The organism is Pseudonocardia sp. DSM 110487 (assembly GCF_019468565.1).
GTDB lineage: Bacteria > Actinomycetota > Actinomycetes > Mycobacteriales > Pseudonocardiaceae > Pseudonocardia.
Map to the genome: position 1 here is coordinate 8,997,463 of NZ_CP080521.1, position 13,993 is coordinate 9,011,455.

General features: G+C 72.9%; 14 protein-coding genes. 9 read left to right on the forward strand and 5 right to left on the reverse strand.

Annotation, left to right across the window (positions count from 1 at the left end):
- Positions 1-17 precede the first annotated feature (17 nt).
- Positions 18-1,625 carry a phospho-sugar mutase gene (locus K1T35_RS42245; protein WP_220257273.1) on the forward strand — a complete coding sequence of 536 codons (1,608 nt, stop codon included), beginning with the start codon at positions 18-20 and terminating at the stop codon, positions 1,623-1,625.
- Here K1T35_RS42245 and K1T35_RS42250 read toward each other — a convergent pair.
- On the reverse strand, positions 1,600-2,346 hold the full coding sequence (locus K1T35_RS42250) for an SGNH/GDSL hydrolase family protein (RefSeq protein ID WP_220257274.1): 747 nt from the start codon (positions 2,344-2,346) through the stop codon (positions 1,600-1,602). The two genes, K1T35_RS42245 and K1T35_RS42250, sit on opposite strands and share 26 nt — an antisense overlap.
- Before the next feature lie 62 nt (positions 2,347-2,408).
- On the opposite strand from K1T35_RS42250, the gene K1T35_RS42255 reads away from it, so the two are divergent.
- Both K1T35_RS42255 and K1T35_RS42260 read left to right on the forward strand, forming a co-directional pair.
- Entirely contained in the window at positions 2,409-2,867 is a 459-nt protein-coding gene (locus K1T35_RS42255; RefSeq protein WP_220257275.1) for a flavodoxin family protein, read from the forward strand.
- Positions 2,868-3,090: 223 nt separating this feature from the next.
- Entirely contained in the window at positions 3,091-3,300 is a 210-nt protein-coding gene (locus tag K1T35_RS42260) for a hypothetical protein (protein ID WP_220257276.1), read from the forward strand.
- Between the two features lie 647 nt (positions 3,301-3,947).
- On the opposite strand, the gene upp is transcribed toward K1T35_RS42260, so the two are convergent.
- Positions 3,948-4,571: a uracil phosphoribosyltransferase gene (upp, locus tag K1T35_RS42265; protein WP_220257277.1), complete on the reverse strand. Its 624-nt coding sequence runs from the start codon at positions 4,569-4,571 to the stop codon at positions 3,948-3,950.
- A 3-nt stretch (positions 4,572-4,574) separates the two neighbouring features.
- The gene (locus K1T35_RS42270) at positions 4,575-5,144 is read right to left on the reverse strand and encodes a hypothetical protein (protein ID WP_220257278.1); all 570 of its coding nucleotides are present in this window, start codon (positions 5,142-5,144) and stop codon (positions 4,575-4,577) included.
- Between the two features lie 169 nt (positions 5,145-5,313).
- On the opposite strand from K1T35_RS42270, the gene K1T35_RS42275 reads away from it, so the two are divergent.
- On the forward strand, positions 5,314-6,012 hold the full coding sequence (locus K1T35_RS42275; protein ID WP_255621294.1) for a response regulator transcription factor: 699 nt from the start codon (positions 5,314-5,316) through the stop codon (positions 6,010-6,012).
- Complete coding sequence (locus K1T35_RS42280) at positions 6,005-7,120, forward strand: cell wall metabolism sensor histidine kinase WalK (RefSeq protein ID WP_220257280.1); 1,116 nt, start codon at positions 6,005-6,007, stop codon at positions 7,118-7,120. The genes K1T35_RS42275 and K1T35_RS42280 overlap by 8 nt, the downstream gene beginning before the upstream one ends.
- On the opposite strand, the gene K1T35_RS42285 is transcribed toward K1T35_RS42280, so the two are convergent.
- Positions 7,084-7,536 (reverse strand): winged helix-turn-helix transcriptional regulator, encoded by a 453-nt coding sequence (locus K1T35_RS42285; RefSeq protein WP_370645246.1) that lies wholly within the window; start codon positions 7,534-7,536, stop codon positions 7,084-7,086. The genes K1T35_RS42280 and K1T35_RS42285 overlap by 37 nt on opposite strands.
- 103 nt (positions 7,537-7,639) lie before the next feature.
- On the opposite strand from K1T35_RS42285, the gene K1T35_RS42290 reads away from it, so the two are divergent.
- Positions 7,640-9,016, forward strand: coding sequence for an MFS transporter (locus K1T35_RS42290; RefSeq protein WP_220263205.1), 1,377 nt, complete (start codon positions 7,640-7,642; stop codon positions 9,014-9,016).
- Positions 9,017-9,136: 120 nt separating this feature from the next.
- Here the strand turns inward: K1T35_RS42290 and K1T35_RS42295 are convergent, their stop codons facing one another.
- Positions 9,137-10,720 carry a metallophosphoesterase gene (locus tag K1T35_RS42295; RefSeq protein WP_220257282.1) on the reverse strand — a complete coding sequence of 528 codons (1,584 nt, stop codon included), beginning with the start codon at positions 10,718-10,720 and terminating at the stop codon, positions 9,137-9,139.
- Positions 10,721-11,068: 348 nt separating this feature from the next.
- Here K1T35_RS42295 and K1T35_RS42300 point away from each other — a divergent pair, with 348 nt between their 5' ends.
- From K1T35_RS42300 to K1T35_RS42310, 3 genes are all read left to right on the forward strand, one after another.
- The gene (locus K1T35_RS42300; RefSeq protein WP_075940218.1) at positions 11,069-11,305 is read left to right on the forward strand and encodes a hypothetical protein; all 237 of its coding nucleotides are present in this window, start codon (positions 11,069-11,071) and stop codon (positions 11,303-11,305) included.
- Positions 11,306-11,514: 209 nt separating this feature from the next.
- Positions 11,515-12,492, forward strand: coding sequence for a deoxyribose-phosphate aldolase (deoC, locus tag K1T35_RS42305; RefSeq protein ID WP_220257283.1), 978 nt, complete (start codon positions 11,515-11,517; stop codon positions 12,490-12,492).
- Positions 12,489-13,922 carry an aldehyde dehydrogenase family protein gene (locus K1T35_RS42310; RefSeq protein ID WP_220263206.1) on the forward strand — a complete coding sequence of 478 codons (1,434 nt, stop codon included), beginning with the start codon at positions 12,489-12,491 and terminating at the stop codon, positions 13,920-13,922. Before deoC ends, K1T35_RS42310 begins: the two co-directional genes overlap by 4 nt.
- The last annotated feature ends 71 nt before the right edge of the window (positions 13,923-13,993 follow it).

The window sequence follows — 13,993 nt, forward strand, 5'->3', positions numbered from 1 at the left end:
CGTCCCGCGGAGACGGCATGGGCCTGAGCCCGGGACTGCGCGACGCGGCGATGCGCTGGATCGCCGACGACCCGGACCCGGCCACGCGCACCGAGCTGCAACAGGTGCTGGCCGCGGCGATGGTCGGGACGGCTGGTGCGGTCGACGACCTCGAAAGCCGCATGTCGGGGATGCTGCGCTTCGGTACCGCGGGCCTACGCGGCCCGGTACGCGCGGGGCCCGCGGGGATGAACGTCGCCGTCGTGCGGCGGGCGACGGCGGGGCTGGCCGCGTGGCTCGCCCGCGGGGGTGAGCGGGGCACGGTGGTGGTCGGGCGGGACGCGCGGCACGGGTCCGCGGCGTTCGCGACTGCGGCGGCCCATGTCCTCGCCGGTGCCGGGTTCGCGGTGCGGGTGCTGCCCGGCCCGCTGCCCACGCCGGTGCTCGCCTTCGCGGTACGTGAGCTGGGCGCCGTGGCCGGCGTGCAGATCACGGCCTCGCACAACCCGCCGGCCGACAACGGCTACAAAGTCTACCTCGCCGACGGGGCACAGCTCGCCCCGCCGTCCGACGCCGAGATCGAGGCAGCCATCGCGGCGGCGCCCGCCGCCGTCGCGATCCCGACGGCCGCGACGGCCACCGAGGTCGACGTCACCGACACCTACCTGGAACGCGTCGCGCGACTGCCCCGCGGAACGGCGCGGGACCTGCGCGTCGCGCTCACGCCCATGCACGGCGTCGGCGGCGCCACCGCCGTGCACGCCCTGCACCGGGCGGGCTTCCCGAACGTGCACGTCGTCGGGTCGCAGGCCGCGCCCGACCCCGACTTCCCCACGGTCGCCTTCCCGAACCCGGAGGAGCCCGGCGCCACCGACGCGCTGCTGACCCTTGCCGCCGACGTGCGGGCCGACCTGGCGATCGCGCTGGACCCGGACGCCGACCGCTGCGCCCTCGCGGTGCCCACGGAGCGGGGATGGCGGCTGCTCACCGGTGACGAGACGGGGGTGCTGCTCGGGGACCACCTGTTGCGATCCGGCGGCTACGCGGACCCGCTCGTGGCCACGACGGTGGTGTCGTCGTCGATGCTGCGCTCGGTCGCGGGGGCGTACGGCGCGCGGTACGCCGAAACTCTCACCGGCTTCAAGTGGATCGTCCGCGGTGGCCCCGGCCTCGTGTACGGGTACGAGGAGGCGCTGGGCTACTGCGTCGACCCGGGCACCGTGCGCGACAAGGACGGCATCGCGGCGGCCGTGCTCGCCTGCGATCTCGCGGCCACGCTGAAGGCGGCCGGGCAGGGCCTTCCCGATCGGCTCGACGAGCTGGCCGTCGCGCACGGGGTGCACCTCACAGAGGGGGTGTCGCTGCGGATGGAGCCCGCCACGCGGGACGCGGCCGCGGCGAGGTTGCGCGCGGCGCCACCCCAGGGCTGGACGAGCGAGCTACCCGCGCCGGACGTCCTGGTGCTGCGGCGAACCGGCGAGCGGCTCGTGATCCGCCCGTCGGGCACGGAGCCCAAGCTCAAGGCCTACCTGGAGGTGGTGGAGCCGGTGCAGGACGCCGCGGCGCTCGCCGGGGCCCGTGCGGCCGCGCGGTCGCGCCTCGACGCCCTGCGCGCCGAGGTCACGACCCTGCTCGGCGCCCGATGACCTCCAGGATCTGCCGCTCCCACATCGCGGCGATCATGCGGTAGCCCGTGGCGTTCGGGTGCAGGCCGTCGGCCAGCTCGTCGGACTCGAGGGGCTCGGAGACGTCGAGGAAGCGCATGGAGCTGCCGCGCTGGCGGAACTGCGCGACGACGGCCGCGCTCAGCCGGTTGAACTCCGCGCGGTCGCGCGCATCGCCGGGAAGCGGCGCCCAGACCCCGGCGACGATCACGTGCGCGTCGGACACCGCGACGATCTGGGAGAGCACGTCCTCGAGGCGGCGGACGGTCTTCTCCGCCGAGTCACCCTTCAACAGGTCGTTGGTGCCGATGTGCAGCAGCACGACGTCGGGATCGGCGCGGCGCACCCACTGCGCGACGCGTGGCCGCATGTCCGTGAGCGTGAGACCGCTGTTGCCCTCGTAGTCGCCGTCCGGGACGGAAGGAGGTGCCGAACGCTGCGACCCGACCATGTCGACGGTCACGCCGTCGCGCGCGAGCAGCATCTGCAACGGCCCCCGGTAGCCGGCGGTCTCAGGGCTGCCGTTCCCCGCGGTGCTGGACGCTCCCAGCGGCATGACCCGCAGCACGAGCGGAGCAGGCGCCGGAGCGGCGGCGGCGCTGCGCTGCACGGGAACCGCGCCCGCGCTCACACCCACCAGCACCAACAGCAGAACCGCGATGACGAGCAGCCCACGACCCAACCACGAACCGACCCCGCCCATCCCGCCCCTTCGTCGACCCGCGAGCCAATCTAGCCGCTGGGAAGGGGTGAGAGCATGCTTTCGTGGCCCGGTTGTTGATCGTGCATCACACGCCGTCGCCCGCCACGGCCGAGCTTCTCGACGCGGTCGTGCGCGGCGCATCCGACCCCGACATCCGCGGTGTTGAGGTGGTCCGCAGGGCGGCGCTCGCCGCCACGGCCCCTGACCTGCTCGCCGCCGACGCGGTGGTGCTCGGCACGCCGGCCAACATCGGCTACATGTCCGGCGCCCTCAAGCACTTCTTCGACACCGTGTTCTACGTGTGCGGCGACGACACGCGCGGCCTTCCGTACGGCTGCTACGTGCACGGCAACCTCGGTGTGGAGGGCGCGGTGAGCGCGATCGGGTCGATCGCCGACGGCATGGGCTGGACGCGGGCTGCCGCACCGGTGGAGGTCATCGGCGCGCCGGACAAGGCGGCGTTAGAGGCGTGCTACGAGCTGGGCGCAGTCGTTGCGGCGACCATCGCGCCTGACGAGTAGGCCCGATTCACCCGCGGGCGGCCGCGGCGCCGCCGGGTGCACTGTCGTACTTCTCGGGGCGATCATCAGGGCGAGAAGTACGGCGTCCTGCCGGGCATGGCACTGGCGTGCTGGTCGAATTGATCATCCGGCTGTGGTAGCCGACGAGCATTGGTAACTATCAGTAGTCAGTCGAGCCTCTTGCGTTGCCCGGCCTGTCACCCGATCAGTACGGTGCGTCGCTGTGTCTTCCTTGATCATCGCCGCGATGCATCCCGAGTCGGTCCGATCGTTCTGGTCGGTCGTGGCCGTGGTGGCGATCGGCATGATGGCGCTTGCTCCGTTCTCCCGAAGGATCGGTGGAGCAGGCGGTGGGGCGGAGAAGGCGATCGTCGGGGCGATCTGGGTGGCCGCGGCCGTCAGCCTCGGATTCTTCATGTTCCACGGCGCCTGAGAGCCGGCCGCGGAGGGACCTCGGTGGCTGGTGTCTTTCGCGTGGCGGTCCGGTCTGCGGAGGTGGTCTTCCGTAGGGCCTCCGGTGGCGCCGCGCAGTGTGCGGGGCCGCCCCTCAGAGTTCAAGGGCGCCTCCGGCGTCGCTCCGCGATCGCTGCGCGACCCTTGACCTCTGAGCCTCTGCGACCCCTCCGGGCAAGCAATGCGGGCAGGCCAGGGCCTGCCCGGAGGGCGCGCGGCGCCACCGGAGGCCGGTCCGACGCACATGATCAAGGCTCGGCACGAAAACCTGGCGGAATTGGCCGTGACCGGGACGCCGGCGGGGCCGTGATCACCAGAAGTGGTGGCAGAGCGACGGATCTGACGTTCTGCCACCACTTCCGACGATCATGCGAACCTTGATCACGGCGAGTGGTGTCGGGACGACAGATCTGTCGTCCCCACACCACTTCCGACGATCACGACCCCGGTGGCCGGACGTGGGCCGACAAAGGGCCCGAGCAATGAACCGGACGCGGGACGGCACGGGAAGATCCGCGAGACCACCTCCTGGCGGCGCCGCGCCCCACAGGGCAGGCCCCCGGCCTGCCCACAAGGCATGCCCCGCACCATGCGCGGAGGCCGGTTCAGGCCCAGGACACCAACCACCTAGACCGCCCCGAACTGGCGGTCGCCCGCGTCACCGAGGCCGGGGACGATGAAGGCGGAGTCGTTGAGTCGCTCGTCGATGCTGGCAGTGATCACCCGCACCGGGAGCCCGCTGTCGCGCAGGTGCGCGATGCCCTCCGGCGCGGCGAGCACGCAGATCGCGGTGACGTCCGTTGCGCCGCGCTCGGTGAGCAGCCGGATCGTGTGGGCCATCGAGCCGCCGGTGGCGAGCATCGGGTCGAGCACGAACACCGGCCTGCCCTCCAGGGTGGCGGGCAGCGACTCCATGTACGGCACCGGACGGTGGGTCTCCTCGTCGCGGGCGAGGCCGACGAAGCCCATCTGCGCCTCCGGCATGAGCCCGAGCGCGGCGTCCGCCATCCCGAGCCCGGCCCGGAGCACGGGCACCAGCAGCGGCGGCTGCGCGAGCCGGTAGCCCACGGTGCGGGCCACCGGCGTGTGCAGCGGGGCGCTGGCCAGCGGCGCGTCCCGGGTGGCCTCGTAGATGAGCATGAGGGTGAGGTCGGCGAGCGCCGCGCGGAAGGCGGCGTTGTCCGTCCGCGCGTCGCGCAGCTCCGACAGCCGGGCCTTGGCCAGTGGGTGGTCGACGACCTGCACGTCCATGCGTCAGAGGCTAGCGACCTCCCCCGAGCGGTACAGCGCCACGGCGAGCCAGGCGAGACCGATCGCGGCGAGCACCAGACCGGAGTACAGGGTGGCGTCGGGCAGGATGCCGCGCAGCCCGATCGCAACGGCCCCGATCGCGTACAGCCCGACCGCGAGGCGTGGCTGTCCGCCGCGCCAGAGCGCCGCGGCGAACAGCACCACACCGGCCAGGAAAATCACCTGGGTCCCGGTGAAGACCGCGCCTGCGAGACCGTCGAGCAGGTCGGCGACGGTCGCGGGCGGCACGTACGGGAAGACGAAGTTCACGATGTACTCGCAGCCGACCAGCCCGGCGAGGCCAAGCGAGTTGAGCGCGTAACCGACGAGCCCGAGGCTTCCGCTCCGCGCCCGGATGGCCGCGTACAGGCCGGTCAGCAGCCACAGCCCGAACAGCTGGGCCAGCGGCGCCGCCGCCCGGGCGAGGTCAGTGCTCGGCACCAGCCCGCCACGACGAGCGGCGTTGAAGCACAGGGCGAGCGCGCACAGCATGCCGGCGAGCGCGGCCAGCCGGTGCAGGGTGGGGACGGGCACTCTGGGCTCCTCTCGGTGCGCGGAGCGCGCGAGGACGATCAGAGCGCGAGTCGCGCCACATCCGCGTGCTCGGGCCGGTGAGCCAAGACATCGACAAGAGTTCTTGCGCTTCGGTGGCGTACCGGCCGATGACGCGGGCGGGTCGCCTGCTCGGCCTAGGCTCGGCTGCGTGACCAGCGGGAGCGGTGCGCGCGTGCTCGTCGTCGAGGACGACGCGACGCTCGCCGAGGTGGTGGGCATCTACCTGGGCCGCGCCGGACTCACCGTCGAGCACGTCACCGACGGCGAGCAGGCGCTCATGGCATGCGCCCGGCGGCGGCCCGACCTGGTGGTGCTCGACCTGATGCTGCCCGGCGTCGACGGTCGCGAGGTCTGCCGCAGGCTGAGGGCCGCCGGCCCGACTCCGGTGATCATCCTGACCGCCCTCGGCAGCGTCGCCGACCGGGTGCTCGGCCTCGAGCTGGGCGCAGACGACTACGTGACCAAGCCGTTCAGCCCCCGCGAGCTGGTGCTGCGCGCGCAGGCTGTGCTGTGCCGCACCGGGTCGGCCGGCGGGCCTGCCCCGCTGGTCGACGGGGACCTCGACCTCGACATCGTCGCGCGCAAGGCTCGCCGCGGCGGCCGCGACCTGCCGATGACCACGCGCGAGTTCGACCTGCTCGCGTTCCTGCTGCGCCATCCGGGCCAGGCGTTCACGCGTGACGAGCTGCTGCGGCGGGTGTGGGGCTGGACGGTCGGCGGGCACGCGACCGTCACCTCGCACGTCCGGCACCTGCGGGAGAAGGTCGAGGAACAGCCCTCCCGGCCGGAGCGGCTCGTCACGGTGTGGGGCGTCGGCTATCGCTGGGAACCGGCCCGCCGTGCGTGACGTAGTGGTGTCGGCGGCGATCGCCGCGGGCTACAGCCTGCTCGTCGGCGGTATCGGCGCGCTGACCGTGCCGCTGCTGCGCCGCCGCTCGATCGGCTCGGCGCTCGGCGCTGCGGTGCTGACGAGCCAGCTGGCCGTCGTCGTTGCCGTCGCGGGCACCGCCGCGGGGATGTTCGTCGTGGGCTACGACGTCGCGGTGGTCGCGGTGGCCTGCGCCGTCGCGACCCTCGTCGGGCTGGCGGTCACCGGAGTGCTGGCCCGCCAGGTCGCGGGCGGCGCCGAGGAGCTGCGCTCGGCCGTGCGCGACCTCGGCCGCCGCGGTTCGTTCACCGCGCCGCCGGACCCGGCTCCCGAGCAAGCCGCGCTGTCGGCCGAGCTGGCCCACGCCCTCGACGAGCTGGACGCCGTGCGGCGGGCGCGCCGCGAGCTGGTGGCGGGCCTCTCGCACGACCTGCGCTCGCCGCTCGCCGGGATCCGTGCCATGGCGGAGGCGCTGGAGGACGGCGTCGCGCCCGACCCGCCCCGCTACCACGAGACGATCCGCCGCGACGCCGAGCGGCTGACCGCGATGGTGGACGACCTCGTCGAGCTGGCGCTGCACGACAGCGCCCCTGCACCCCGGACGGACCTCGTACCGGTCTCGCTGACGACGCTGGCCGCGGACGCCGTCAGCGCGGCCGAGGCCGTCGCCGCCGAGGCGGGGGTGCGGGTGCACGCATCAGGGCCCGCCGTGACGGTCGCCTGCGATCCCGACGCGCTGCGCCGGGCCGCCGGGAACCTCCTGCAGAACGCGATCCGGCACACCCCAGGCGGCGGCACCGTCACCGTGACCGTCGGCTCCGACGGGACGGACGCGCTGATCAGCGTCACCGACGGCTGCGGGGGGATCCCCGCGGAGCACCTGAGCCGGGTGTTCGACACGGGCTGGCGCGCGAGCCGCGCCCGGACCCCGGACGGCGGGGCCGGCCTCGGCCTCGCCGTCGTGCGAGCCGTCACACGCGCCCACGGCGGTTCCGTCGGTGTCCGGAACGTGCCGGGCGGCTGCCGCTTCGAGATCCGGCTGCCCCGCGATCAGGGGGAGACAGGCTCCGAGGCCCGCGTGTCGTAGGCGCTGCGGGCGACGGCGATCTCGCGCTGGTGCGCGTCCGTCCAGGACACGAGCGCCTGGACGGTCTCGTGCAGCGACACCCCCAGCGGTGTGAGCTCGTAGTCGACGCGCGGCGGCACGACCGGGTGGACGGTGCGGTGCACCAGCCCGTCGCGCTCGAGCTGGCGCAGGGTGACGGTGAGCATCCGCTGGCTCACCCCGTCGATCTCGCGGCGCAGCTCGGTGAACCGCATCCGCCGCCGGTCGAGCAGCGCGATGACCAGCAGGGACCACTTGTCGGCTATCCGGTCGAGGATCTGGCGGACCTCGCAGTCCTCGCGGGTGTCCCACTGGTAGGCGTCGTCCCACTCGCAGCACGAGCTTGCGGTCACGGTGCCGTGGGAGTGCGTCGGTGACTTCAAAGTGCCTTCTTCCACAGTCGTCCATAGTGACGGACGATGCGGTCAGTTACAAGAAGGAACCGTAGAAAAGGGAGAAGACGCCGTGTCCGCACCATCCGCCCCGCCGCGTGCCGAACGCATGACCGCGCGCGCGTGGGGCCTACTGCTCGTCCTGTCCGGGGCGATCTTCCTCGAGGGCATCGACGTCTCGATGATGGGCGTCGCGCTGCCGTCCATCCGCGCCGAGCTCGGCATGTCGACCAGCTCGCTGCAGTGGGTCGTGAGCGCGTACGTCCTCGGCTACGGCGGGTTCGTGCTGCTCGGCGGGCGCGCCGCCGACCTGCTCGGGCGCCGCCGGATGTTCCTCGGCTGGCTGGTCGTGTTCGTGGCCTTCTCCGGCCTCGGCGGGTTCGCCGAGGACGGTTGGGTGCTCATCCTCGCCCGGTTCGCCACGGGTGTCGCGGCCGCGTTCCTCGCCCCTGCCGGCCTGTCGATCATCACGACGATGTTTGCGGAAGGGCCGGTGCGCAACCGCGCGGTGCTCGTCTACGCCGGAGCCGCCGCAGGCGGGTTCTCGCTCGGCATGGTGACGGGCGGGCTGCTCACGGCCGTGCACTGGCGGTGGGTGTTCTTCGCGCCGGTGGTGGTCGCGGCGGCGCTACTGGCCGCGGCGATCGTGCTGATCCCCCGTGAGGAACGGCGCGAGCGCGCCACAGGCGGTTTCGACATCCCCGGCACGCTGACGCTCACCGGCGCGATGCTGCTCCTGGTGATCACGGTGGTGCACGCGCCCGAGGTCGCCGTCGGCACCACGCTCGCGACCGTGGCCGGCGCCGTGGTGCTGCTCGCGGCGTTCGTCCGGATCGAGCGGCGCTCGGCGGCCCCGCTCGTCCGGCTCGGGATCCTGCGGTCGCTCCCGCTGCTGCGGGCCAACGCGGGGGCGATGCTGCTGGTCGGCTCGTTCATGGCCTTCCAGTTCGTCGCCGTGCTCTACCTGCAGGAGCTGCGCGGCTGGTCGGAGGTGGAGACCGGGCTCGCACTGGCCGTCATCGGCATCGACGCCGTGCTCGCCCCGACGCTCACGCCCGTGCTCGTCAACCGCTTCGGCAACCGGCGGGTGATCCTCGGCGGGCTGGTCCTCGCGGCGGCGGCCTACCTGCTGTTCCTGCCGGTCGGGCCGGACTGGAGCTTCTTCGCGATGCTCCCGGCGTTCCTGGTGCTCGGTCTGGCGTTCTCGCTGGCATACGGTCCGCTCACGATCGCGGCCACGGACGGCGTCGCCGACGAGGAGCAGGGACTCGCGAGCGGCCTGCTGACGACCTCGTTCCAGTTCGGGGCCGCGCTCGGGCTCGCGGCCGCCACGGCGGTGATCGTGGCAGCGACCGCGGGCGACTCGCCGCAGGCCGTGCTCGAGGGCTACCGCGCAGGCCTCGTGGTGCCGCTTGCCGCCGCGGCGCTCGGCGTGGTGCTCATGGCGACGGGCATGCGCCGGCGCGCCCCGCTGCCCCAGCCCTGATCAGACGAGCGGCCCGTTCGTCGGATAGGTACCGACGCCATGCATGTCTGAGGGCTGCGCGCGCCGCGAAGCAAGCGCGCAGCCCTCAGTGGCGCGACAGCGCCGCTCGTCGGATAGGGCTCACGGGACCGCGCGGCCGGGCGTCTCGCTGTGCCACTCCCAGCGACCATCCGCACTGCGGACCGCCCGCGCGCGGTCCTCGAGCACGGGGCTCAGCTCGTGCTCGCGGCAGCCGGTGGCCGCCCAGCAGGAGATGACGATCTCGTCGCCGGTGACGTCCAGCCGCAGGAAGCTCTTGAACTGCGGCACGGCGTTCGAGTCGAACAGCAGTGACATCAGGTTGTGCGCGGGCGCCGAGCCGCGCGCGGGGAGCGGGTAGACGCGGTCGGCGGCGCGGCGGGCTCGGGCGCTCACGGCGAAGGGGGACGAACGCGGCGGTTCGATGCCCACCCGCTCGGCCATGATGATCGTGGCCTCCTCCGGCGAGATCACCAGCCGGCCGAGCCCGAAGCCGAGCAGCTTGTCGTAGCGGCGGCTGAAATGCGCGAGCGAGTCGCCGCGCAGCGGGTAGCAGCGGAAGTCCTCCTCGTGCACGGCCGGGGCGAGCCGGTCGACGCTGGGGATCTGGTGCGTGGCCGACAGGTAGGCGCCCGATCCGCCCGCCACCAGGTACTGGATGGTACGCCCGTCGCGCTGCAGCACCGGGTAGCGCTGGTAGTTGTGGTCGTCGCCGCCGATGCAGGCCACGTAGTTGAACGCGGGGTCCGTGACGATCTCGTTGACGTCGCCGCCGCCCTCGATGGGGCTGTCCTGGCGGTGCGCGTAGGTGTAGATCGGCCGGCCGGTGAGCAGGATCTTGGGACGGTCACCCGCTGAGACCTCCCGCAGCCACTCGGCCTGGTCGCTGTCGATGTGCCCGTCGATGCCGGTGTCGATCAACACGAGCCGCACGGGGCCCGCGTCGATCGCGCAGTACGGCCCTGGCTGGCTGCCCTGATGCGACTCGGCGTCGCGGTACCAGCGCATGTCGGCGACATCCTCGGCGGTGCCCGCCCCGTCCCGGTACCAGAGCAGCCTGCACAGCAGCCGCCGCCACCACGAGCCGGTGAACACCGGCGGCGGGGCGCCTGCGTCCGGCGGGGCGTCGCAGAAGGTCGTCATGAAGCCGGCGAGTCCGTCGTACCAGTCGTGGTTGCCCGGCAGTGCGTAGATCGGGCCCGGGTAGTCGGCGTACGGGCGGTAGAAGCGGTCGGCGTAGCCGCGCACGCCGCCCGCCGGGTAGACGACGTCGCTGCACAGCACCGCGAAGTCCGTGTCGCGGGCGACCCGGTCCAGCACCGGCAGCACGACGTACTGGGATGCGTCGCCCTCGCCGGGATCGCCGAGCACGCCGATCGAGACGCTCTCGCGGTCGGCGAAGCGCGTGATCAGCCGGTCCCGGGGAGGAAGTGGCGCGCCCGCCGCCCGCGCGTACTCGTCGAGGCGGCGCAACCACTCGCGGCGCTGATCATCGGTCGGGTCGCCGAACCTGCGGGCGAGCACGTCGTTGCGCGACTTGATCAGCGGCCCGGGCCGCAGCCAGGAGAAGCGGCTGTCGCGGGGGGCGAGCCGGGCTCCCAGCCCGGGGGTCTGACACCCCCACCCGGCCCCGCGGGTGGAGCTACGGGACGGTCCTGCGACATCGGAGGCGGGGAGCGAGCACATGGTCTCGATCCTGGCAGCGCGGGTGCCTGCCGGTCACCCTTCGCAACCAGAGCGGAACCGCACGACGGCGGCCGGAACGCGATGCACCAGCGCGGCGAACCGAGCCCGCCGACCCGTCACACGACGAGCTGCACCCCGGGGCCACGCGACCGCCGTGCGATCACCGAGCGTGCCGATGATGTAACAGAAATGAACTCCCCGCGCTGCTCCCCGCGCCCGCTGTGCCTTTTCCAGCACAAAGGGTGATCAAGCCGAACTTTCACCCTGACCCGAACGGGTGGTCTGGCACGAACACTGTCACGCGGAGAGCCTCCCCGACGCTGTACTTAGTGACTAGGAGGTGATCCGGTGCCGGAGAACACGACTTCCGACGAGGCGACGCTGGTCGCAGCGGCGGAGAAGCTCACACAGTGCGACGGATACGTCGTACTCGCCGTCGACCCCCAGACCGGGGAGGTCGACGCACACGGCCCGTTCGACGGGCTGACTGCCACCGTCAAGGCCGACCAGCTGCGCCGCGACTTCGACCGCGGTGGCCTGGAGGACGTGACCGTGGGCGTCGTTCGGCTGCACAGCTCCACCTGATCTGACAGGAAGACCTGCGCAGCTCCCCATCGGCGCAGAAGCACGGGCCCGCACGACAACACGACAGCATCACCCTCGCTCCCCTGCACGCATCCCCGCCCGCCGCTCCTCCCGCGCGGCGGGCGGCGTGCTGTGTAGAACTGCCTCCGCGTCGACCAGCAGGCTCGACGGAGGCCTCCGCGAAGCACTCCGCGCCTAGACTCGCCCGCGTGACCACGACCGTTACCGTCCCGCGCGGCGCAGGCGGCCGCGACGGGGCGTTCGCCGACGCGGTCCGTGACGACGCGTCGCTGCGCCGGTTCCTGCACGGCCTGCCCGGCGTCGACCACGTGGGCGTCGAGCGGCGCGCGGCGACGCTGGCCACCCGGAGCATCAAGAAGGAGTCCAAGCTCCAGGCGCTGGACACGGCGATCTCGATGATCGACCTGACCACGCTGGAGGGCGCCGACACACCCGGCAAGGTGCGGTCGCTGTGCGCACAGGCCCGCAGGCCGGACCCGGACCACCCGGACGTCCCGCCCGTCGCGGCGGTCTGCGTCTACCCCGACCTCGCGGGCGTCGCCGTCGAGGCGCTGAAGGGTTCCGGCGTCGCGGTGGCGGCTGTCGCCACCGCGTTCCCGTCCGGACGGTCCTCGCGCGCGGTGAAGCTCGCCGACACGGCGCTCGCGGTCGAAGCGGGTGCGACGGAGATCGACATGGTCATCGACCGCGGCGCCTTCCTCACCGGGCGCTACGGCGCCGTGTACGACGAGATCGTCGCGGTCAAGGAGGCCTGCGGCAGCGCCCACCTCAAGGTCATCCTGGAGACCGGCGAGCTCGCCGGCTACGACGACATCCGCAGGGCGTCCTGGCTCGCGCTGCTGGCGGGCGCCGACGTGATCAAGACCTCCACCGGCAAGGTCTCCCCCGCCGCCACGCTGCCGGTCGTGCAGGTGATGCTGCAGGCCGTGCGCGACTGGCACCGCGCCACCGGTGAGCACCGCGGCGTCAAGGCCGCGGGCGGCATCCGCACGGCGAAGGACGCGATCCGGCACCTCGTGGCCGTCAACGAGGTGGCCGGGCCGGCCTGGCTCACGCCGGACCTGTTCCGCTTCGGAGCGTCGTCCCTGCTCGGCGACCTGCTGCGGCAGCGGCGCACCCAGCTCGAGGGTCACTACACCGACCGCGACCACATCGGAGGGGCCTGATGGCCTGGGAGTATGCCCCCGCGCCCGAGTCGGCCGCGCTCGCGAACCTCAAGCCGGCCTACCGGCCGTTCGTCGACGGGGAGTTCGTCGACGGCGGCGGCGAGCCGCTCAAGACGCTCAACCCCGCGACGGAGGAGGTGCTCGCCGAGGTCGGCACGGCGAGCCAGGAGGACGTCGACCGGGCCGTCGCCGCGGCGCGCAGGGCGTACGAGCAGGTGTGGGGTCCGATGCCCGGCGCGGAGCGGGCCAAGTACATGTTCCGGATCGCCCGGGTCGTGGCCGAGCGCGCCCGCGAGCTCGCGGTGCTGGAGACGCTCGACAACGGCAAGCCGATCCGCGAGTCGCGCGACGTCGACATCCCGACCGCGTCGGCGCACCTGTTCCACCACGCGGGCTGGGCCGACAAGCTCGGCTACGCGGGCCTGGGTCCCGACCCGCGGCCGGTCGGCGTGGTCGGCGCCGTGATCCCGTGGAACTTCCCGCTGCTCATGGCCGCCTGGAAGATCGGGCCGGCGCTGGCGTGTGGCAACACGATCGTGCTCAAGCCCGCCGAGACCACCCCGCTCACCGCCCTCGTGCTCGCCGAGATCGCCGCCGACGCCGGGCTCCCGCCCGGGGTGCTCAACGTGCTGCCGGGCGCGGGTGATGTCGGCGCCGCGGTGGTGGGCCACGACGGGCTGGACAAGGTGGCGTTCACCGGCTCCACGGACGTCGGCAAGGAGATCCAGCGCAGGCTCGCCGGCACCGGGCGCCGGCTCACCCTGGAGCTGGGTGGCAAGGCGGCCAACATCGTCTACGACGACGCCCCGCTCGACCAGGCGGTCGACGGCGTCGTCGACGGGATCTTCTTCAACCAGGGCCACGTCTGCTGCGCGGGTTCCCGCCTGCTCGTGCAGGAGTCGATCGAGCAGGAGTTCATGGAGCTCCTGCGGGCCCGGATCGAGACCCTGCGCGTCGGCGACCCCCTCGACAAGAACACCGACGTCGGCGCCATCAACTCACGCCCGCAGCTGGACAAGATCGTCGACCTCGCCGCGGCGGGCGACGCGGAGGGCGCGCAGCGCTGGACCAGCTCCTGCCCGCTGCCCGAGCGCGGCCTCTTCTTCCCACCCACGGTCTTCTCCGGGGTGGAGCAGACGATGCGCGTGGCGCGGGAGGAGATCTTCGGGCCCGTCCTCTCAGTGCTGACCTTCCGCACGCCCGACGAGGCGATCGCGAAGGCGAACAACACGCCATACGGCCTGTCGGCGGGGATCTGGACGGAGAAGGGGTCCAAGGCGCTGTGGACGGCCCAGCGCGTGCGGGCCGGGGTGGTGTGGACGAACACCTTCAACCGGTTCGATCCCACGGCGCCTTTCGGGGGGTATCGGGAGAGCGGGTTCGGGCGCGAGGGCGGGCGCGTGGGGTTGGCGGCGTACCTCGACGCCTGAGCCCGGACCGGGTGCTTTTCGCAGCGCATGATCTCCGGAAGTGGTGTCAGCACGTCAGAAATGTCGCCTTG

Coding starts and splice junctions, on each gene's coding strand:
- K1T35_RS42245 (WP_220257273.1), top strand. CDS start 18: ATGGGCCTGAGCCCGGGACTGCGCGACGCGGCGATGCGCTGGATCGCC.
- K1T35_RS42250 (WP_220257274.1), bottom strand. CDS start 2,346: ATGGGCGGGGTCGGTTCGTGGTTGGGTCGTGGGCTGCTCGTCATCGCG.
- upp (WP_220257277.1), bottom strand. CDS start 4,571: ATGGACGTGCAGGTCGTCGACCACCCACTGGCCAAGGCCCGGCTGTCG.
- K1T35_RS42290 (WP_220263205.1), top strand. CDS start 7,640: ATGACCGCGCGCGCGTGGGGCCTACTGCTCGTCCTGTCCGGGGCGATC.
- K1T35_RS42295 (WP_220257282.1), bottom strand. CDS start 10,720: ATGTGCTCGCTCCCCGCCTCCGATGTCGCAGGACCGTCCCGTAGCTCC.